Genomic DNA, 20,005 nt, shown 5'->3' with positions numbered 1-20,005 from the left:
TTTAATATAGGTAGGGGATTTTCATGATCGATCAGTTATCATCTCAACACATGCCTCTAACACCTAGATTTTCTAATAATAATGAAGTAAATAATGAGTTTACCAAAAAAGAATCTAAAATACTCGAACAGACAACAGGTAAACATGTTAAACCACTGAAGGAAGATCAGCTAACAGAAGTAGTCGATAGTATGAACGAGTTCTTACAAGCTTCTCACACCTCATTAAAATTTGTTCTTCATGAAGAGTTAAATGAATATTACGTAACATTAGTCGATGACCTAACCCAGGAAGTAGTAAAGGAAATCCCATCAAAGAAAATGCTGGACATGTACGCAGCGATGACGGAATTTGTTGGATTAATGGTAGATAAGAAGATTTAAAGGAGGAATTCCATTGGTTAGAATCGGTGGTCTGGCGAGCGGGATGGATATTGACCAGCTTGTATCGGACCTAATGAAGGCAGAACGGATGCCTCTAGATAAATTAAAGCAGAAGAAACAAGTATTGGAATGGCAGCGCGATGATTACCGTGCAATGAATTCATTACTATTGGATTTTAGAAGTGAGTTGACGCAGATGAAGCTGACTACACGTTATCGCTCGCGTCTGACAACTTCTTCAAATGAAGCAATGGTAACTGCCACAGCAAGCGGCGCAGCAAGCCAGTCTTCTTACTCGATTTCGAAAGTAACACAGCTGGCTAGTGCTGAGACTCGTGTGAATGGCGGAAACATCTCTGCGGATGGAAAGTCCATAGACCCAAGCAAAAGCCTATATGCACAGGAAAGCAGCTTTATGTATAAAGGCAATCATACAGATTCAAATGGAAACCCTGTCGCTAGTGCTTGGAAAAATGGTGCCGTTTTAAGTAAAAATATTGATGTGACCGATCCGGCTGCCATTAGTTTCGGGGATATGTCCAAGGTGGATCTAAATGAACTTAGCTCCTGGAGTGTGAAGGTTAATGGAGTAGGGTTAAATGCACTGAGTGAGGCAGAACTAAGTGCAACGAACCGTCCCTTAAAAGAGAATGAAGTGCTGGTAAAAGAAGATGGAACGCTGCAATTTGGCAAGGAACCTGCAAAGGGAAGTGTCATTAAGATTGATTATGTGGCTACTGAACGCACGGGATTACACGCTATTTCAAGCAGCACTTCCTCTATTCAATTGGCTCAAGGTGCTTTGAACGAAGTGAAAAGCATTAAAATAAAGGAAACAGCGTCCGGAACGACCACTGAGAAAACTTTTTCAATGGGCAATATCGTGAATGGGGAAAGAGAAATACTCGATGATTCCAATAAAGTGGTAGGCACCCTTAACTACGAAACAGGGAAAATCACGTTTAATGCTGATATGCAAAAGCCGGCAGAGGGATCTAGTACAACGATGAGTATGGAGATTGCCTATGACCACAAATACACTGCTTTTTCAGTAGATACCTCAACTTCTAAAGGGGAGCGTCATGATTCCTTCCTTATTTCAGGCAGTGAGTCTCTAAATAATGTCATCAGTAAAGTAAATGCTTCAAGCGCTGGTGTGAATATGTTCTTTGACAGTGCTACTGGCCAAATGACGATGACCCGCACAGAGACGGGTGATTTTAATAAAGGCGGGGCTGAAATCACGACAAGCGGCAGCTTTCTGAATGATGTTCTGCGCTTTAAAGGGGCTGCGGTCAAAGAAGAAGGAAGAAATGCTGAATTCGTGATTAATGGATTGGCTACTAATCGGAGCTCAAACACATTTGAAGTGAACGGCGTTACCTTTACTCTTAAGCAGACGTTTGAAGATCAGCTGGTCAGCATCAATGTCAGCAATGACTCCACAAAGGTTTTTGATAATATTAAGGCATTTGTGGATAAATACAATGAAATGATCGATAAAATCCAGAAAAAAACCGGTGAAGAACGCTATAGAAGCTACACCCCATTAACAGATGAACAGCGTGAGCAGTTATCGGACAAGCAGCAGGAGCAATGGGAAGAGAGAGCTAAAAGCGGTCTCTTGCGCAAGGATTCTACGCTTCAGTCTGTCTTATCTGGGATGCGGATGAACTTTTACCAGCCCGTAACGAATGATCTGGTTTCTCCGCTTTATAATCAGCTGGCCAGTATCGGCATTAAAACGACCAGCAATTATTTAGAAGGCGGTAAGCTGGAAATTGATGAAGCCGCCCTGAAAAAGGCAATCGAAGATGATCCTGTGTCTGTTGAGAATCTTTTTAGAGGAGAAGGACAGACAGACGGGCAAAGAGGGATCGCCCACAGGCTTTATGATACCGTGAACGCTGCAATGGACAAATTGAAGACAAAAGCCGGAAACAGCTTTTCAACCAACCAGCAGTTCACTATCGGCAGGGAATTGAATGATGTAGGCAAGCGAATTGATAGCTTTGAAGATAAATTAAAGCAGGTTGAAGACCGCTACTGGCGGCAGTTCACCGCCATGGAAAAAGCGATTCAGCGTTCCAATGAGCAGTCCATGTTCCTTATGAACCAATTTGGCGGCATGTAATAAAAAGGAGTGTTACAAATGGCAGTAAGCAATCCATACCAATCTTATCAGCAAAACTCAGTGAATACAGCATCTCCTGGAGAGCTGACACTCATGCTATATAACGGCTGCCTGAAGTTCATCCATCAGGCGAAAAAAGCCATCATGGACAAAAACATTGAGGCGAAAAACACCAATATCCAGAAGGCGCAAAATATTATTCAAGAGCTGATGGTGACGTTGAATATGGATGTAGAGGTATCTCAAAACATGATGTCTTTATATGATTATATGAACCGGAGACTGATGGAGGCGAATATCAAGAATGATACAGGTATTCTTGATGAAGTCGGGGGCCTTGTAACCGAATTCCGAGACACATGGAAGGAAGTCATCCAGGTCAATCGCCAGAAGCAATTCTCCCAAGGCGGTACAGTGTAGTGAGTTCGGTTCAAAGGTTTTATGATTTAACCCTTGAGCTAATCAAAACTCTGGAACATACTAAGCTTGACCGTGATGCGAAAATGAATGCCGTCGAAATACTGCTTGAAAAACGCCAGCATGCAATGGCTGGCATGGCTCCTCCATATTCAGACACCGAAAAGGATCTTGGAGCCAGGCTGATCAGCCTCAATGCAAAAGTCACCCAGCTAATGACAAGGGAAAAGCTGTTTATTCAAAAAGACATCAAAGACTTAAGCGTTAAAAAGGAATCAACCGGAAAATATGCTAATCCCTATCAATCCATGGCAACGGACGGTATGTTTTACGATAAAAGAAAATAGGTGACTAATGTTGATGACCCTGACCGAAAAGCAGTACCTTTTTATGAAGGATTACAGCGATCTTTTATATACCATTGATGAAGCGTTTGATTATATAGTAAAAAGCTTTAGTGATTTCAGTAAAACAGAGGGAGATCGCCTTCTTAGTGATGTTTTTCAGGCGTTCCCTCAAGTCGCTTCAGCTCATGAACAGCTTAGCCATCTTGTTCAAGGCAATCACACGATGCTAAAGGCTATTGCTGATATTAGTGCAGTAGCCGATCAGGCTGAACTGCTTATTCAGAACTTTGACGATCTTCCTGTTAGACAGGAGATCATTTCGAAAAAGCTCTATCCTGCATTTGCAGAGTGGCATAAAAATATTCAGCAGGAATTAAATCCATATATACAGTCCTAAATAGGATCAGGCTTAAATAGCCAGGAGGTGTTCCCTTGGATATCCCATTAATGTCCATGGTCTTATCCCAAGGGCAGGTCCAGCGGCAGGCATCCATCTCAGTTATGAAGAAAGCCATGGATCAAGCGGAGGGAAATGCAGAATTTATTCATAAGATGATGAGCGGGTCTCAGATACAGGCCCTCCAGCACGCAGCCCAGCCCCACTTGGGCGGCAATATTGATATAAAAGGATGAGCAGCCAAAGAAGCTGCTCGTTTTTTTATATACGTCACCAATTCGACAAATATTCTCAATCTTTTTACCAGTTTCAGCAGGAGTTTTTAGGGGTAAAATAGAAATATAAATACATAGTCTTAATATACTTTTAAGACTAGGCATTTCCTTTTCAGACATTACTGGTGATTTTCACAGTAAACGCTAATGAAAAGGCTGTCATTGTATAATGAGAAGGAGGAGTTCACGTATGAATTACAACATTCGTGGTGAAAACATTGAGGTAACTCCAGCAATTAGAGAGTACGTAGAGAAGAAAATTGCTAAGTTAGAAAGGTATTTTACTGAAACTCCTGATGCAAATGTACATGTAAATTTAAAAACGTATAATAATAACCGTTCTAAAGTGGAAGTAACGATTCCGATGCCGAATCTGGTACTTCGTGCAGAGGAAGATCATGATGATATGTATGCAGCGATTGATTTGATTACCGATAAATTGGAGCGCCAAATCCGTAAGCACAAAACTAAAGTGAACCGCAAATTCCGTGAAAAAGGCAATCTGACTGCTGTGTTTGCAGCGTTAGAAAATGAGATAGAGGCGCCAGAAGCGGAAGAGGAGGATAACGACCTTGAAGTTGTCCGCCAAAAGAGCTTTGACCTGAAGCCAATGGACAGTGAAGAGGCGATCCTGCAGATGAACATGCTGGGCCACAGCTTCTACGTGTTCACGAATGCAGAATCTAACTTAACCAATGTAGTGTACAAGCGTAAAGATGGCCGGTATGGTCTGATTGAAGCGCAATAATAAAACGTGAAAACCCCGCTGCTGAGGCGGGGTTTTCGTTTGTTTGGGTTCACTATTGGGCTATTTGCAGGAATTGGTCTGCTATTTGCAAATTCGCCGTTTTATTTGCAGAAATGCCGAAGTTATTTGCATGAATTATACTTCTATTCGCAGGTTTCCCCGACCTAATTGCATCGTTCACTTTTCAGTAAAACGACACTTTCAAAAATCCGCCTAAACCGTAAACTTCTCCAATTCCCTCTCCATAACCCCAGTCATTTCCTTCAGCTGCTCCACCTTCACCATAACCTGCTCAAACGCGCGAAGCTGTTCCTCCGTAGAAGCTGAGATTTCCTCAGTACCGGCAGCCGTTTCTTCTGTTACCGCCGAAATGTTTTCCACAGCGCTAATGACCTGCTGGCTCATATCGCTAGAATTTTTCATATCTTCAACCAGTCTTTCCAGATGATTGTGAATGCCGGACACATGCCCGGAAATGGTTTCAAAAACCTGTTCTGTCTCGCTCATCGATTGGGATTGCTCTTTTGAAAGTGCATGTCCCTGTTCAGTAGCTGTGTATATATTGCTGATCCCATTTTGGATATTGCTGACCATTGACGCAATCAATTCTGTTGCTTTGGATGAAGAATCAGCAAGCTTCCGTACTTCTTCAGCAACAACCGCAAATCCTTTTCCGGCTTCACCGGCACGGGCTGCTTCAATAGCTGCATTTAAGGCCAGCAGATTGGTTTGATCCGCAATATCTTTAACCGTGTTGGCCGCCCCTTCAATTTCCTTGGTGAACTGGGCAAATTCACTGACTGAACTTCTAATATGGTTAGACGAACTGGAAATCTCTTCAGCAAGCTTCATTTGTTTTTCTAAAGACACTCTGCCTTGATCAACAGATTCCAATGCTTGTGTGCTTTGTGTGGCACTTTGCTCGCTGGAATGATGGACCGCTGAAAATTGCTCCCCCATTACGCTCATTAACTCAGCGGTAGCCTGGACGTCTTCAGAGATGGCCTGGCTGCCTCTCGCCAGTTCATCCGTTGAAACAGCCACCTGGCTGCTGCTTTCATTTAAGCTGGTCATATAAGAAGCCACATCTTCGGCAAATCCTTTTACATTTTGGCTGACTTCTTCAATGGATTGCACGGTTCCTTTTAGATTCACCACCATTTTTGAGAAAGCTTCCGTTAGTTTATCCACTTCATATCGGCTGTTCTCTTTAAAAGTAAGCTGCGATAGGTCTGCTGTTAAGTCTCCCTCTGAAATTTTCTCTGCTTTATCCACGATCGCATTAATTGGTTTTGTAATCTTTCTCGCAGCCATCCATGAGAAAATAGCTGATAACAAGATTAGCAGTACGCTTCCTATTAGGGAGGAATTCGTGATAAAGGCGATTTTCTGGCTGGTTTCCTGAAGAATGCCTTCATACCATTCATTTGTGCGCTTCTTTAAAAGGTGCATATCATTTAAAATACCGGATATTCTTATACTCTGGCGCTTGATTTCCGCTTTGTTTCCTTTTTCAAAGGCTTCGGTGGATACATCCGACAGCTCTGCATATTTTCCTTCAATGCTGCCGATAATTTTTTTATGCCCGGGAACTGAGGCAACCGAAGAGAGGGCAGCCAGGTTTTCCTGGACTTCTGTCATCATGGTTAGTGCCTCGTCTTTGTTGGCATCACTGGAATTATAGGTATAATTGGCAAGCGACTGGCTTGTCACAACAAGGCTTTGCTCCAGGTCCTTCACTTTCAGTAAAAGGTCCACATCATCTTTAGCGGAGCTTTGAATGTGTAACGTTTGGTATATGATAAAGCCTATCATGCTGACTGATAGCACAAGTGGGATCAGCGTGACAATAATAAGGCGGTTTCGTAATGTCATCTTGGATGCTCCTTTATTCAGCTGTTACTGTGATTTTTCCATTGATTATGTCTTCAGTTGCTTTTTTCATTGCTGCTTTCTGCTCCTCTGTTAAGGAAATGACGCGGATTTCAGAAAGACCGACACCGTTTTCTGCCAGTCCCCATACATAGGATGAAGCTTCGATTTTTCCGCTCTCCGTCAATTCTTTTGCCAAGTTAAAAACAGCAATATCGATGTTTTTGACCATCGATGCGGCAACGGCTTTTTCGGCAACAAAATACTGGTCGGAATCGACACCGCCGGCAAGCACGCCTTTTTCTTCGGCTTTTTTCAGTGCGCCAAAACCGGTGAATCCGGCAGCAGGGTAGATAAAATCAGCTCCTGCCGCAATTTGCTTCTCGGCGACTTTTTCACCGAGAGCCGCATCCCCAAAGGTTCCGGTATATTCTGTTAAAATTTCTATTTTCGGATTGAAGTGCTTGGCGCCTTGAATAAATCCATTTTCAAAATGATGGATGACAGGTACATCAACACCGCCGATAAATCCCAGCTTGTCTGTTTTGCTTGTCATGGCAGCGAGCATCCCGACAAGGAAGCTTCCTTCATGCTCCTTAAACGTAAGTGAGACCACATTATCAAGCTCGGAAACAGCATCAATCAGCAAAAATTGCTTTTCTGGATATTTCTCCGCCGTCTTTTCAAGTGCTTCCTGTGCGGTGAAACCCAGTCCGATGATTAGATCATGATCTTCTTTTACAAGCTCTTCAAGAGGCTTTTCAAAATTTCCGTCCGGGGCTTCCTTGTAATCAAAAAGAATGCCCAGCTCATCACGCGCTTTTTCCAGGCCACGGAAGGCAGAGTCGTTGAAAGACTCATCCCCCAGGCCTGTATCAGATAGGAGAATGCCAATCTTATATTCTTTATTTTGGTTTGTGCTTTGTTCAGAGGCAGAGCAGGCTGCCAGAAGTAGACTTAATAGAAGCAGAATAGGTAGTAGTTTTTTCAAGGTAGACCTCCATGTTGTTGTATTTCGCCTTACCTATTATCGGCAGAAAGGCGGAGGTCTTAAGTCTGAAGTCAGACCCTGACTCGAAAAAAATGGCAAAATAAAAAAGCCTGCATTCACAGGCTTAACATCATTCCTCCAGGACCTTATATTTTCGCTTCAATGATTCCGGTGCCATTTTCACCATTTGCTGAAGAACAAACGATGTAATCACAATATCGTCCGTAAAGCCGAAGATCGACAAGAAGTCGGGTACAAGATCGAGCGGCAGAAGGATATAAAGAAGTCCGGCCGCAACAGGGAAAAGCTTTTTACCGGCCGTTACTTCCGGTGATAGAAAGTAATCCTTTAAGAAGGGCAGGAACTTCCAAAATTTTAATACAAATTTGATGCGTTTGAGAAACTTCATTTAGTTCACCTTTTTCTAGTTCATTCGCTGAATGGGAACTGACACCTGAATGCGCGGCGGGTTTTTCACCTCAAGTGTGGCAGCTGATAGATAGCTTGTTTCAAGTATGCTTCAAAACGTAAATAAAATTAGCCACTTTTGCAAAGTGTTCAATTAGGTATGAATCTCCTCTTTTTATAAATTTCTATAGGTTAAGAGGGGATATGTTACACTCGTTTCTTCCTCCTTAGGATTGGTTATCGAATAATCGTGATTTTATCCAGGTCGGCGCTTTTGACGCCTTCGTTAAAAATCAGTCTTGTTTTAAATTGAAAAATCCGGTCTGGTGCAGAGCAGGGAATGTCTTCAGGAAGCTGGAAGTTAAAGTCCATTTTGTTGGTTTCTTCTGATTCAATGACCTTGGTGGATAGAATGGTCGATGTCCCGATCACTTCCTCCTTCTCTTCTTCAGGCGACGCCATGACCAGGTCACACTCAATCCGCTTAATCTGCTGATCAATGGTTCCTCCTTCAATCAGGAAGATTCCGCTCACATTTTCCCCTGGCGTATATTGAAGCTTTGGCAGCTGCAGATCAATTTTTGCAGAGCCTATTCCAAGCATTGACATGTATTTTCGTAAAATCAACAAAGATCTCTCCTCTAATTTTTTAGGGGGGAGCTGCTCGCTCACACCACAGTTTTGCTGTTTCCTTCTTTACGTGTTACTCATGATAAAGTTTCAAGAAATTTTCCTTCTACCTATTCCTCCATTTTATAAAGTAAAACGTGTGGCGGTGCGGGCCTGTATATAAAAAGGGCCTTTACCGCGGTGGTAAAGGCCCATAAATAAAGACCTCTACCGAATTTGGTAAAGGTCTTGCTAACAATTGTTTAGATTGCCAACAAAGCCGAGAGCATTTGCTCCGTAATGACGACTCTGCTGTAAAAGCTACTCCCCTTTAGGAGAAACTATTCAATTTATAGCTAAATCATATTGTATACCCCGGACTTTGTCAATATTTCATCATTAATTTAGTTTTCCGAAATAAATACTAACATAATATTTATATAATTTGATATAATCAAAATTAATTATTTTAACACTTTAATACAGAGGTGAACTCCATGAACTTTGATTTCTACAGCCACCCATACACATCACAGCGAACGACCGTCATGGCGAATAACGGCATGGTGGCTACTTCCCAGCCGCTTGCTGCACAGGCTGGATTAGATATGATGAAAAAAGGCGGAAATGCCATAGATGCAGCAATTGCAACAGCGGCTGCTCTTACCGTGGTTGAACCGACATCAAACGGAATCGGCGGCGATGCATTTGCACTAGTCTGGATAAAAGGGAAACTGCATGGATTAAATGCAAGCGGCCCTGCTCCAAAGTCCATTTCCATAGAAGCATTAAAGGAAAGAGGCATCGAAAAAATGCCGACGCACGGCTGGATGCCGGTTACGGTGCCTGGTGCTCCATCCGCGTGGGCTGAGCTTTCCAGGCGTTTCGGCAGGCTTCCGTTAAAAGATGTCCTCCAGCCCGCAATTGATTATGCTGAAAAAGGCTATCCGTTAACACCGATACTCGGCAAGTACTGGCAGTATGCTTATAATAGGTTTAAACAGATTCTGACGGATGACCAATTCCAGCATTGGTTTGAAACCTTTGCTCCAGATGGAAGGGCTCCTGAAATTGGAGAGATCTGGCGCTCTGAAGGGCATGCAGCCACTTTAAGAGCCATTGGCGAAACAGATGGCGAAAGCTTTTACCGCGGGGAAATTGCTGAAAAAATCGATGCTTTTTCAAAAAAATACAATGCATTCCTATCCAAGGAAGACCTCGAAGATTACAAGGCGGAATGGGTTGATCCCATCAAAGTTCATTACCGCGGATATGATGTCTGGGAAATCCCTCCGAACGGCCAGGGTCTCGTCGCTCTCTTGGGTTTAAATATAGCAAAAGGGTTTGAATTCCGCGATAAAGACACGGTGGATACATATCACAAACAAATTGAAGCGATGAAGTTAGCTTTTACAGACGGCAAGGCATTTATTACAGATCCTGCGGAAATGAAAGTGACAGTTGAAGAACTGCTCTCAGAGGAATACGGTGAATCGCGCCGCAGTGAGATTGCCGGCGAAGCTCTGACACCTGAGCCTTACCAGCCGCCACGTGGAGGTACTGTTTATCTGGCGACAGCAGACAGCGAAGGCAATATGGTTTCCTTCATCCAAAGCAATTATATGGGCTTTGGATCCGGTCTTGTCGTTCCTGGAACGGGAATTGCCCTTCAGAATCGCGGACACGATTTCTCTCTTGATCCGGAGCACCATAATGCACTGAAGCCCGGCAAGAAAACGTACCACACGATAATCCCTGGATTCCTGACAAAAGACTGCGAAGCGGTTGGGCCGTTCGGTGTGATGGGAGGCTATATGCAGCCGCAGGGGCATATGCAGGTGGTCATGAATACAGTGGATTTCCACTTGAATCCGCAGGCAGCCCTTGATGCGCCAAGATGGCAGTGGATTGAAGGGAAAAAGGTCCAGGTGGAACCGCACTTCCCTAATCATATTGCCCAGGCTTTGGTCCGAAAAGGACATCAAATCGAGGTAACCGTTGATACAGGCGGATTCGGACGCGGCCAGATTATCTGGCGTGATCCAAAAACAGGCGTGCTCATGGGCGGAACGGAAGCCCGAACAGACGGATCGATTGCCGCCTGGTAATAAAAATTGAGGAAAGCAGCACGCATATTAGAGTAAAATAACCATATAAAAGATACTGGGGAGCGGAAAAAAATGGCCGCTCCTTCATCTGCTTTTTCGGGATGCAAGGCGAAAAGGGGCATGGCTTGTCTCTGCAATTGGTGAAGAGGATGTGAACACATGAAACAAAAGGAGATTTTCATTGCGTTTTTTCGGTCCGGCATTTTGGGTTTTGGCGGCGGGCCTTCTGCCATTCCGCTGGTCCATAAAGAGGTTGTGGATACCTTTAAATTTATGGATTCAGACGAGTTTGGAGATATATTAGCCCTCGCCAATGCGCTGCCTGGACCTATTAATACAAAAATGGCGGGATATATTGGCTATCGGGTAGGCGGGTTTCTGGGAATGCTGAACGCGCTGATAGCTACAATGGTTCCAACCATCATCCTTATGATTGTTCTTTTAACGGCATTAAATAACTTAAAGGATCAGCCATGGGTTGCCGGCATGACGAAGGCGGTCGTTCCCGTTGTTGCTGTTATGCTTGCTACTTTAACATGGGATTTTATTAAAAAGTCTACAAAGTCATCACTCGGCTGGGCTTGGACACTTCTTTTTGTAGCGGCCAGTCTGGTTCTTATCGAATTTGTGAATATTCATCCTGGAATTATTATATTTATTGCACTCGTGACTGCCCTTCTGAAAAAGGATGCTGCAGAAAAAAATGAAGCTAAAAAGGAGAGGAATCCCGCATGATATATGTGCAGATTTTCCTGGCATTTTTCATCCCCGGGATCCTTGGATACGGCGGAGGACCTTCATCCATTCCCTTGATTGAACATGAAGTGGTAGATAATTATGAATGGATGACAACGAATGAATTCAGTGAAATGCTGGCAATGGGCAATGCCCTGCCAGGTCCGATTGCAACAAAAATGGCAGGCTATATTGGCTATGAGCAGGGAGGGGTTCTTGGATCTATAATTGGTGTATTTGCAACAGTAGCACCTTCCATGATCTTAATGCTCGCTCTGCTTGGGCTGCTGATGAGGTATAAAGAATCCCCCCGTGTTAAACGGATGACCAATTATATTCGGCCGATTATCGCTGTTTTGCTGGGCGTTATGACTTATGATTTCCTATTTTCATCCTATGATGGAATTGGGATCTGGCAGACGCTTTTCATTGGGCTGCTTAGTTTTTTCCTTTTGGAAAAACTAAAAGTGCATCCCGCTTTTGTCATTGCAGGAGCGCTTGTTTATGGGGGGATTTTCTTAGCATAATCGGCAAAAAAATAAAATGAACGAAAACGGTGAGTTTTGTGGACTCACCGTTTTGTTGTTTTTATTTTGGCCTGCTGGAAAGCTGTTTAGGACGCGAACTGACCGATATATTGAAAAACTGAACGATAAGACTGATGTATTGACCGAAATCAGATAAATCATGCAAAAAAGCACGCAATCCCGGCTTCCTTAACCTGCCAAATGTTTAAATCCGCTTGATTAATGCCTAAACTGCTGATAAATGTTAGGATAGTAGAGTTAAACGAATTTTGTAGGAGAGATTTAGAAGATGTCAACAGTAAAAGTAAGCAGAAACGAACCGTGTCCATGCGGGAGCGGAAAAAAATATAAAAAGTGCTGCGGCAGCAAAGATGCTGTATCAATTAAGGATGTTTTGAATCACGAAGTTCTTGAGCTTCAAAAGGAAGTAAGGGCCTATGCGCTTACTCATTTTGCAGATGACATGAAAGAAGATTTCATGGATCTTCTGGATATCCTTGAAGACATTGAACCAGAGGAAAAAGAGTTTTATGAATTTATACACTCTTTCTGGTACATTCTATTTGGAACGCTGGAAGATATGGACTCCATTATGGATGAGTTCATTCATGCAAAATTACCGGCCGTTGCACGTCCGCGCTTAAAAAACATTTTAAAATCGTGGGGAGACAGCAAAGCGGCAGCTGGGATACTGACCGAGGTGACTGAAGATAAAGCAGCCATTAAAGATTGCCTGACCGGGAAGGTTTACAATATCTCCCTATTTGGTGATATGGACGTTCATGAAGGAAACTTTGCCTTTGCCATGCTTCTTCCTTATGGAGAAGAATATGTAGCGTTTCCGGCGATTTTCGACCTGCCAGGAGAAAATGCTGCAAAGTTTGCAGACTATATTCAGTATTCCTTTGAGGATGCAAAATACGATGATCCTGAAGAATACCTGGCTGAATACTTCATTGACCTCATGAATGACACACCAAAATCATTGGCAGTTCCATCTATGGACAATTTCGACTGGCCATCCAAGGGTGCAGAGCAGGTTGCCAACATGTTCCGGGACGACATGACAGAAGCCGGCGAAGAACCATGGCTGATCGGTATGGGGATTTCACTCTGGATGGAGTATCTGACGAAAACGGGCAAACAGGTCAAAAAGCCTGACAACTATGTTGCGGGTCTTCGATACCTTGTGAGCACGATAGCGCCAACTAAGGAAAATCTCACTCAGAAGGAATTCGGAGAGAAATACGGAATCAATGCGAACCGTGTCTCTGCTTATTATGGTGAAATTTATGATGCAGTTGAGAAAACCATTATTGAACTGATTGAATCGTCGAATTCATAAAAAGGAGAGCATTTTTGCTCTCTTTTTTTTGCGGTAATGTGGATCTGGCGCGGACTGACCGGTAAAGCGGATATCTAGGCAGTATTCAAAAAAGAGAAGAGTGTGTTTACCGAACCCCAACTATCAGCAAATTAAAAGATCTGAAATAGCGCGCATGCGGCATAAGTTGTCACCCCCCTCCCAAAGTGGTAATATTAATAAGAAATAATGTGAATTTTCATGGGAGGATTCCGCCGGGAAAGAGCGAATCTTTAACTACCTATGCTTAAATAGACTTTGAAATTAGATATGCATAGTTCCGGGCCTTGAGTCATCAACAAGGCACTTGTGCTGTCATATCCAACATAAAGGAGCGTTTTTATGCTTGGGATTTTAAATAAAGTGTTTGATCAAAATAAACGCGAATTAAAACGCCTCACCAAAATGGCAGAACAAATTGATGCACTTGCATCTGATATGGAAAAATTATCGGACGAGCAGCTGCGCGAGAAAACGGAAGAATTCAAAGCCCGCTACCAAAAGGGCGAGACAGTCGATGATATGCTGACTGAAGCTTTTGCAGTTGTCCGCGAAGCAGCAAAGCGCGTTCTTGGCTTATATCCTTATCCGGTTCAGTTAATGGGGGGGATTTCCCTTCATGACGGAAATATTTCTGAGATGAAAACGGGTGAAGGTAAAACGCTGACTGCAACTATGCCGGTTTACCTCAATGCCCTAACCGGCAAAGGCGTTCACGTTGTAACGGTCAACGAATACCTTGCGAGCCGTGATGCCACTGAAATGGGCCAGCTTTACGAATTCCTTGGACTGACTGTCGGCTTGAACTTAAATGGGCTTTCCAAAGAAGAAAAGCAGGCAGCATATGCTGCGGATATCACATACAGCACAAACAACGAGCTTGGATTCGATTACCTTCGCGATAACATGGTTCTCTACAAAGAGCAGAAGGTTCAGCGTCCGCTGCACTATGCCGTAATCGATGAAGTGGACTCCATCCTCATTGATGAAGCTCGTACACCGCTGATCATTTCAGGTTCAGCACAAAAGTCCACTCAGCTTTATATCCAGGCTAATGCCTTTGTCAGCCGCCTGAAAAAAGATGAAGACTTCACATATGATGAAAAAACAAAAGGGGTACAGCTGACAGAAGAGGGGATGACCAAAGCAGAGAAGGCTTTTGGAATCGATAACCTTTTCGATATCTCTCATGTTGCACTTAACCACCATATTACACAGGCATTAAAAGCACATTCCAGCATGCATCTGGATGTCGATTACGTTGTTCAGGAAGGCGAAATCGTCATTGTTGACCAATTTACCGGCCGTCTGATGAAGGGCCGCCGCTACAGTGATGGACTTCACCAGGCTATCGAAGCTAAGGAAGGCCTGGAAATCCAGAACGAAAGCATGACACTTGCAACGATCACATTCCAGAACTATTTCCGTATGTATGAAAAGCTTGCCGGTATGACTGGTACGGCGAAAACGGAAGAAGAGGAATTCCGCAATATCTATAATATGAACGTTATTGTGATCCCGACAAACCGCCCGATCGCCCGTGATGACCGTCCGGATTTAATTTATGCAACAATGGATGGGAAATTCCGTGCGGTTGTGGAAGATATCGCTGATCGCCACAAAAAAGGACAGCCTGTGCTTGTCGGTACAGTGGCTATCGAAACATCTGAAATCATTTCTAAATACCTGACCAAAAAAGGTGTTCCGCATAACGTCCTAAATGCGAAGAACCACGGCCGTGAAGCAGAAATCATCGCGGACGCAGGTAAGCCGGGTGCCGTGACAATCGCGACTAACATGGCAGGGCGCGGTACGGATATCAAGCTCGGAGAAGGTGTGAAGGAACTTGGCGGCCTATGCGTTATTGGTACAGAACGCCATGAAAGCAGACGTATCGATAACCAGCTCCGGGGACGTTCCGGACGTCAGGGAGACCCTGGTGTCACGCAATTCTATCTTTCCATGGAAGATGAATTGATGCGCCGCTTCGGTTCTGACAATATGAAATCGATGATGGAGCGCCTTGGAATGGATGACACTCAGCCAATCCAGAGTAAAATGGTTTCAAGAGCCGTTGAATCTGCGCAAAAACGCGTTGAGGGCAACAACTTTGATGCCCGTAAGCAGCTTCTTTCTTACGACGATGTTCTCCGTCAGCAGCGTGAGATTCTTTACGGTCAGCGTAATGAAGTTCTGGAGTCTGAGAACTTGAGAGAAATTGTTGAAAAGATGATCATGACCAGCATCCAGCGTAATGTGGAAGGGTATGCACCTGGGCATGAAGACGAGGAAAACTGGAACCTGCAGGGCATCATTGACTACGTAAATGGAAACCTTCTAAATGAAGGCGACCTAACCGTAAATGATATCCGCGGCAAGGATACGGAGGAAATCTCCGAAACCATTTTTGCCAAGGTTAAAGAACGCTACAATGAAAAAGAGGAAATGCTTAGCCCTGAGCAAATGCGTGAATTTGAGAAAGTCATCGTGCTTCGTGCGGTTGACTCCAAATGGATGGATCACATTGACGCAATGGATCAGCTTCGCCAGGGAATCCACCTGCGTGCGTATGGCCAGACAGATCCGCTGCGAGAGTACCAGGGAGAAGGCTTTGCAATGTTTGAAAACATGATCGCTTCCATCGAAGAAGATGTTGCGAAGTACATCATGAAAGCCGAAATCCGCAACAACCTCGAGCGCCAGGAAGTGGCCAAAGGCCAGGCCGTCAACCCGAAAGAAGACGGTGAAAAGGTTAAGAAAAAGCCTGTCGTCAAGCAGATGGACGTTGGACGCAACGACCCATGCATCTGCGGCAGCGGCAAGAAATATAAAAACTGCTGTGGTGCAGAATAAGAAAAGCGGAAGCGCCTTGCCCACGAAGGAACGCAGACTAAGAACGCCACGTCCTGTGGCAACGTCTGCATGACCCCCATCCTGGGGGGCCCAAGCACAAGACGAACCTCCCGGAAAGGCGTTCTTTGCCTTTTTGGGAGGATTGGCTTGTGACCTCGAGGGGGTAGGAGCTGGAGCTAGACAATTATCGACGTTAAAAGTTTATTTATCACTTAAAATAAACAATTGAGCCGGCAACAGCTTTGCCGGCTTCTCTCTTGGAGAAAATTGAGATAAACCTAATAGGAAACATGGTTTTACAGATAATCAAGCTATAATATGAAAAAAATAATTTTTGAGGTGACGGAAATGGAATTAGCAGATATTCGCAATGAACTTGAAAAAACAGCTAAGATTTTAGCGGACTTTAGGGGGTCTCTTTGACTTAGAAAACAAAGAGGCGCGCATCGCTGAGCTTGATGATGTCATGCTGCAGCCTGGATTTTGGGATGACCAGCAAGCGGCACAGGTCGTTATCAGCGAATCAAACTCACTGAAAGAACAGGTAGTTGAATTCCACGATTTATACGAAACGTTTGAGAATCTGGAATTAACTTACGAGCTAGTAAAAGAAGAGAGCGACGCAGAATTGCAGGCAGATCTTGAGGAAGAACTCAAGGACTTGGTTAAGCGTCTGAACGATTTCGAGCTTCAGCTTCTTTTAAGCGAGGAATACGACAAGAACAATGCCATTCTTGAACTGCATCCGGGTGCAGGCGGAACCGAGTCACAGGACTGGGGCAGCATGCTGCTTCGTATGTATACACGCTGGGCAGAGAAGAAAGGCTTCAAAGTTGAAACACTTGATTACCTGCCAGGAGATGAAGCGGGCATCAAGAGTGTTACCCTTAGCATTAAGGGCCATAACGCATACGGCTACCTAAAGGCGGAAAAAGGTGTACACCGTCTGGTAAGGATCTCGCCATTTGATTCATCAGGACGCCGCCATACTTCATTCGTTTCCTGTGAAGTGATGCCGGAATTCAATGATGAAATTGAAATCGACATCCGTACCGAAGATCTGAAAATCGACACATACCGTGCAAGCGGAGCAGGCGGTCAGCATATCAATACGACTGACTCTGCTGTCCGTATCACTCACTTGCCGACCAATGTCGTGGTAACCTGCCAGACAGAGCGTTCCCAGATCAAAAACCGCGAACGTGCCATGAAAATGCTGCAAGCTAAGCTTTATCAAAAGAAAATCGAAGAGCAGGAAGCAGAATTGGCTGAAATCCGCGGTGAGCAAAAAGACATCGGCTGGGGAAGCCAGATCCGCTCCTATGTCTTCCATCCGTATTCCATGGTAAAAGACCACCGCACCAACACTGAAGTCGGCAACGTCCAGGGAGTTATGGACGGTGACCTGGATATGTTTATTAACGCATATTTGCGTTCGAAATTGATTTTGCCTCAGGATTAATGCGTAAAATAGCCTATGCTGGCATAACCGGCATAGGCTTGTTTTTTTATGGAATTATAACTGAGCTAGCCGGTGAATGGGGATTGCTCTAGGAGTGGATACGCTTTTTGAGCTGGTTTATTTCCATTTCATGAACCCCGCTCTTTTCACTGAGGTGTACAATATCAATTTTCGTACCTTTTATAGCGTCGGAAATCACATTGAAAGTCTCTTCATGCTGTTCTAACTTCGTTTCAATATGCTTAAAATGACTTCTGAATTCTGTGGCATTGTTCTCAATCTGTTCAGAAAGTCTTTCAATGCTATTTTCAACAATTCCCAGCTTATTATCAACAGTATCTATACTGTTTTCAACGTTCCCAAGCCTGCTATTAACATCAGAAATATCATGATCAATGGAATCAAATCTCTGATCAATGGAATCGAACTTCTGATCAGCCGAATCAAATCTCTGATCAATGGAATCAAACTTCTGATCAACCGAATCAAATCTCTGATCAATGGAATCAAACTTCTGATCAACCGAATCAAATCTCTGATCAATGGAATCAAACTTCTGATCAACCGAATCAAACTTTAGATCAATGGAATCAAACCTCTGATCAACCGAATCAAATCTCTTTGAATGTTCCTTTAAGGTACTTAAAATTTCATTAAGTATCTTCTCCATTTTTCTCACCTCCTTTTCGACATTATACCACATGCCGCTATATTTCATGCTGCTGAGAAAGCAGTACAAATGGACCCCGGAACAAAGCTTATAAACATTTCATACAAAAATCGGCATGATAAATTGACTGTTTTTGTCACAACATAATGAAAGGCAGAGGTAGGGAACTACAGTCCTTTAATACGGCAGTTTAATGGCATTTACAGGCTCAAGACTCCATGCTATACTCACTGACGGTAAAAATGGAATATGACTTAATTCTGTATAGATCGGGGACACCGGAGGGAGAAGAAATGGGCAAGAATAGAAGAGGATATACTTATAGTAAAAAAGCGGAGAGATTGCTGGAGTACATATATGTTTTAATAGGATCTGGAATTGTCGCCATTGCATTTAACGTGTTTTTGCTGCCCAATCGAATTGCATCAGGAGGGGTGAGCGGGATCAGTACGATCCTGGATGCGGTTGCTGGCTGGGAGCCCGCATACGTGCAGTGGGCATTTAATATACCGCTTTTTATTGCAGGCGTACTTTTGCTCGGCAAACAATTTGGGGCAAAAACGCTGGCAGGAACAATCTTTCTGCCCTTAGTTGTTTTCCTTACAAAAGAATATGAGCCATGGACATCAGATCCGCTGCTGGCTTCTCTGTTTGGCGGAATTGGCGTTGGCCTGGGTTTAGGCATCGTTTTCCGGGGTAAAGCATCAACAGGAGGGACAGACCTTGCAGCACAGATTATTAACAAGTATACAGGTTTGTCTCTTGGAACCTGTGTTGCGATAATCGATGGATTGATCGTACTGTCGGCTGCGATTATTTTCGACATAGAGCAGGGGCTGTATGCCTTAATTGCTTTATATGTAACAAGCAAAACAATCGATCTCATACAGCTTGGATTCAGCCGGACAAAGATGGCTTTAATCATTACTGAAAAACAAAATGAAGTTCGTGAAGGAATTTTGAATAAAATTGACCGAGGTGTGACAAAACTATCAGCATACGGTGGTTATACTGACCATGAACGCCCAGTCCTCATGTGTGTGGTGGACCAGACGGAGTTCACAAAATTGAAACAACTGGTTCAAACCATTGATCCTACTGCATTTATCATTGTTACGGATGCTTCCGAGGTGTTGGGCGAGGGTTTCAAACGAGCATAGTGTTGGTATAATATAGCTGTACTTAGTATTTTTTCCTGAGGGGGAATTATAGGTGAAAAAGAAGCTACTAGCATTACTGATGGGTACATCTTTAGTTCTTGCAGCCTGCGGCGGCGGAGACGATGCTGCTGAAGACAAGGACACTGCTACAAACGGCGGCGGTGAAACAACGACTGATACTGCTGATGCTGGTGATGCACAAAAGCTTTATGAACAGAAATGTTCAAGCTGCCACGGTGCAAACCTTGAAGGCGGTGTAGGACCTGCACTAGATAAGATTGGTGCCAGCCTATCACAGGAAGATATTGAAAACACAATTGCTAACGGTAAAGGAGCTATGCCTAAAGGATTGCTTCAGGGAGAAGAAGCTTCTGCAGTAGCATCCTGGCTAGCAGGCAAGAAATAATAGGGTTCTAAATAAAAACGTTCTGTTCAGCAGGGCGTTTTTATTTTTTCTGTTATCGTTAGGTATGCTGTTACTGATTTGATTGGAGCGGAAGGTGCGAGACTCCACGGAGCAGCGGGACAGAAGATGAGACTCCAAGA

General features: G+C 43.8%; 20 protein-coding genes. 15 read left to right on the top strand and 5 right to left on the bottom strand.

Annotation, left to right across the window (positions count from 1 at the left end):
• The first annotated feature begins 23 nt into the window (after positions 1-23).
• The 7 genes from flaG (at position 24) to hpf (ending at position 4,701) form a co-directional block, all read left to right on the top strand.
• Positions 24-383 (top strand): flagellar protein FlaG, encoded by a 360-nt coding sequence (flaG, locus tag AC0VZ9_RS24675; protein ID WP_475396818.1) that lies wholly within the window; start codon positions 24-26, stop codon positions 381-383.
• 13 nt (positions 384-396) lie between these two features.
• A complete protein-coding gene (gene fliD, locus AC0VZ9_RS24670) occupies positions 397-2,517 on the top strand; it encodes a flagellar filament capping protein FliD (RefSeq protein WP_475396817.1) in 2,121 nt (706 codons plus the stop codon).
• Between the two features lie 18 nt (positions 2,518-2,535).
• Positions 2,536-2,937: a flagellar export chaperone FliS gene (fliS, locus tag AC0VZ9_RS24665; protein ID WP_251266851.1), complete on the top strand. Its 402-nt coding sequence runs from the start codon at positions 2,536-2,538 to the stop codon at positions 2,935-2,937.
• Complete coding sequence (gene fliT / locus AC0VZ9_RS24660) at positions 2,937-3,281, top strand: flagellar protein FliT (protein ID WP_475396816.1); 345 nt, start codon at positions 2,937-2,939, stop codon at positions 3,279-3,281. The genes fliS and fliT overlap by 1 nt, the downstream gene beginning before the upstream one ends.
• 7 nt (positions 3,282-3,288) lie before the next feature.
• Positions 3,289-3,678 carry a DUF8042 domain-containing protein gene (locus AC0VZ9_RS24655; RefSeq protein ID WP_475396815.1) on the top strand — a complete coding sequence of 130 codons (390 nt, stop codon included), beginning with the start codon at positions 3,289-3,291 and terminating at the stop codon, positions 3,676-3,678.
• Positions 3,679-3,713: 35 nt separating this feature from the next.
• Positions 3,714-3,914 (top strand): YjfB family protein, encoded by a 201-nt coding sequence (locus AC0VZ9_RS24650; RefSeq protein WP_251266853.1) that lies wholly within the window; start codon positions 3,714-3,716, stop codon positions 3,912-3,914.
• 229 nt (positions 3,915-4,143) lie between these two features.
• A complete protein-coding gene (gene hpf / locus AC0VZ9_RS24645) occupies positions 4,144-4,701 on the top strand; it encodes a ribosome hibernation-promoting factor, HPF/YfiA family (protein WP_009331959.1) in 558 nt (185 codons plus the stop codon).
• Positions 4,702-4,914: 213 nt separating this feature from the next.
• Here the strand turns inward: hpf and AC0VZ9_RS24640 are convergent, their stop codons facing one another.
• The 4 genes from AC0VZ9_RS24640 to AC0VZ9_RS24625 all read right to left on the bottom strand — a co-directional run bounded on the left by AC0VZ9_RS24640 (position 4,915) and on the right by AC0VZ9_RS24625 (position 8,599).
• Positions 4,915-6,576 (bottom strand): methyl-accepting chemotaxis protein, encoded by a 1,662-nt coding sequence (locus tag AC0VZ9_RS24640; RefSeq protein ID WP_475396814.1) that lies wholly within the window; start codon positions 6,574-6,576, stop codon positions 4,915-4,917.
• A gap of 13 nt (positions 6,577-6,589) precedes the next feature.
• Positions 6,590-7,564 (bottom strand): BMP family lipoprotein, encoded by a 975-nt coding sequence (locus tag AC0VZ9_RS24635; protein ID WP_475396813.1) that lies wholly within the window; start codon positions 7,562-7,564, stop codon positions 6,590-6,592.
• 130 nt (positions 7,565-7,694) lie between these two features.
• The gene (locus tag AC0VZ9_RS24630) at positions 7,695-7,973 is read right to left on the bottom strand and encodes a YkvA family protein (RefSeq protein WP_009331956.1); all 279 of its coding nucleotides are present in this window, start codon (positions 7,971-7,973) and stop codon (positions 7,695-7,697) included.
• A gap of 236 nt (positions 7,974-8,209) precedes the next feature.
• Positions 8,210-8,599, bottom strand: a complete 390-nt coding sequence (locus AC0VZ9_RS24625) for a sporulation protein (protein WP_009331955.1) — start codon at positions 8,597-8,599, stop codon at positions 8,210-8,212.
• A gap of 479 nt (positions 8,600-9,078) precedes the next feature.
• Here AC0VZ9_RS24625 and AC0VZ9_RS24620 point away from each other — a divergent pair, with 479 nt between their 5' ends.
• From AC0VZ9_RS24620 to prfB, 6 genes are all read left to right on the top strand, one after another.
• Positions 9,079-10,689 carry a gamma-glutamyltransferase family protein gene (locus tag AC0VZ9_RS24620; protein WP_475396812.1) on the top strand — a complete coding sequence of 537 codons (1,611 nt, stop codon included), beginning with the start codon at positions 9,079-9,081 and terminating at the stop codon, positions 10,687-10,689.
• A gap of 159 nt (positions 10,690-10,848) precedes the next feature.
• Complete coding sequence (locus AC0VZ9_RS24615) at positions 10,849-11,424, top strand: chromate transporter (RefSeq protein ID WP_009331953.1); 576 nt, start codon at positions 10,849-10,851, stop codon at positions 11,422-11,424.
• Complete coding sequence (locus tag AC0VZ9_RS24610; RefSeq protein ID WP_009331952.1) at positions 11,421-11,951, top strand: chromate transporter; 531 nt, start codon at positions 11,421-11,423, stop codon at positions 11,949-11,951. The genes AC0VZ9_RS24615 and AC0VZ9_RS24610 overlap by 4 nt, the downstream gene beginning before the upstream one ends.
• Before the next feature lie 289 nt (positions 11,952-12,240).
• Complete coding sequence (locus tag AC0VZ9_RS24605; protein WP_475396811.1) at positions 12,241-13,296, top strand: YecA family protein; 1,056 nt, start codon at positions 12,241-12,243, stop codon at positions 13,294-13,296.
• A 360-nt stretch (positions 13,297-13,656) separates the two neighbouring features.
• On the top strand, positions 13,657-16,167 hold the full coding sequence (gene secA, locus AC0VZ9_RS24600) for a preprotein translocase subunit SecA (RefSeq protein WP_282141036.1): 2,511 nt from the start codon (positions 13,657-13,659) through the stop codon (positions 16,165-16,167).
• Positions 16,168-16,515: 348 nt separating this feature from the next.
• Positions 16,516-17,629 (top strand): peptide chain release factor 2 gene (prfB, locus tag AC0VZ9_RS24595; protein WP_099049186.1). Its coding sequence is split into 2 segments (ribosomal slippage): positions 16,516-16,587 and positions 16,589-17,629, totalling 1,113 coding nucleotides; the frame shifts between segments, so codons are not numbered across the junction.
• A gap of 88 nt (positions 17,630-17,717) precedes the next feature.
• Here prfB and AC0VZ9_RS24590 read toward each other — a convergent pair.
• Complete coding sequence (locus AC0VZ9_RS24590) at positions 17,718-18,299, bottom strand: hypothetical protein (protein WP_475396810.1); 582 nt, start codon at positions 18,297-18,299, stop codon at positions 17,718-17,720.
• A 293-nt stretch (positions 18,300-18,592) separates the two neighbouring features.
• On the opposite strand from AC0VZ9_RS24590, the gene AC0VZ9_RS24585 reads away from it, so the two are divergent.
• Entirely contained in the window at positions 18,593-19,459 is an 867-nt protein-coding gene (locus tag AC0VZ9_RS24585; RefSeq protein ID WP_251156752.1) for a YitT family protein, read from the top strand.
• Positions 19,460-19,511: 52 nt separating this feature from the next.
• Complete coding sequence (cccB, locus tag AC0VZ9_RS24580; protein ID WP_019383351.1) at positions 19,512-19,865, top strand: cytochrome c551; 354 nt, start codon at positions 19,512-19,514, stop codon at positions 19,863-19,865.
• Positions 19,866-20,005 lie beyond the last annotated feature (140 nt).

Source organism: Cytobacillus sp. QJM3NY_8 (assembly GCF_056173585.1).
Note: the sequence above shows the minus strand (reverse complement) of the source record. Positions and strands in the feature narration are given on the sequence as shown.

Coding starts and splice junctions, on each gene's coding strand:
- AC0VZ9_RS24615 (WP_009331953.1), top strand. CDS start 10,849: ATGAAACAAAAGGAGATTTTCATTGCGTTTTTTCGGTCCGGCATTTTG.
- hpf (WP_009331959.1), top strand. CDS start 4,144: ATGAATTACAACATTCGTGGTGAAAACATTGAGGTAACTCCAGCAATT.
- AC0VZ9_RS24585 (WP_251156752.1), top strand. CDS start 18,593: ATGGGCAAGAATAGAAGAGGATATACTTATAGTAAAAAAGCGGAGAGA.
- AC0VZ9_RS24610 (WP_009331952.1), top strand. CDS start 11,421: ATGATATATGTGCAGATTTTCCTGGCATTTTTCATCCCCGGGATCCTT.
- AC0VZ9_RS24620 (WP_475396812.1), top strand. CDS start 9,079: ATGAACTTTGATTTCTACAGCCACCCATACACATCACAGCGAACGACC.
- flaG (WP_475396818.1), top strand. CDS start 24: ATGATCGATCAGTTATCATCTCAACACATGCCTCTAACACCTAGATTT.
- AC0VZ9_RS24655 (WP_475396815.1), top strand. CDS start 3,289: ATGTTGATGACCCTGACCGAAAAGCAGTACCTTTTTATGAAGGATTAC.
- AC0VZ9_RS24605 (WP_475396811.1), top strand. CDS start 12,241: ATGTCAACAGTAAAAGTAAGCAGAAACGAACCGTGTCCATGCGGGAGC.
- AC0VZ9_RS24590 (WP_475396810.1), bottom strand. CDS start 18,299: ATGGAGAAGATACTTAATGAAATTTTAAGTACCTTAAAGGAACATTCA.
- AC0VZ9_RS24630 (WP_009331956.1), bottom strand. CDS start 7,973: ATGAAGTTTCTCAAACGCATCAAATTTGTATTAAAATTTTGGAAGTTC.
- AC0VZ9_RS24640 (WP_475396814.1), bottom strand. CDS start 6,576: ATGACATTACGAAACCGCCTTATTATTGTCACGCTGATCCCACTTGTG.
- secA (WP_282141036.1), top strand. CDS start 13,657: ATGCTTGGGATTTTAAATAAAGTGTTTGATCAAAATAAACGCGAATTA.
- fliS (WP_251266851.1), top strand. CDS start 2,536: ATGGCAGTAAGCAATCCATACCAATCTTATCAGCAAAACTCAGTGAAT.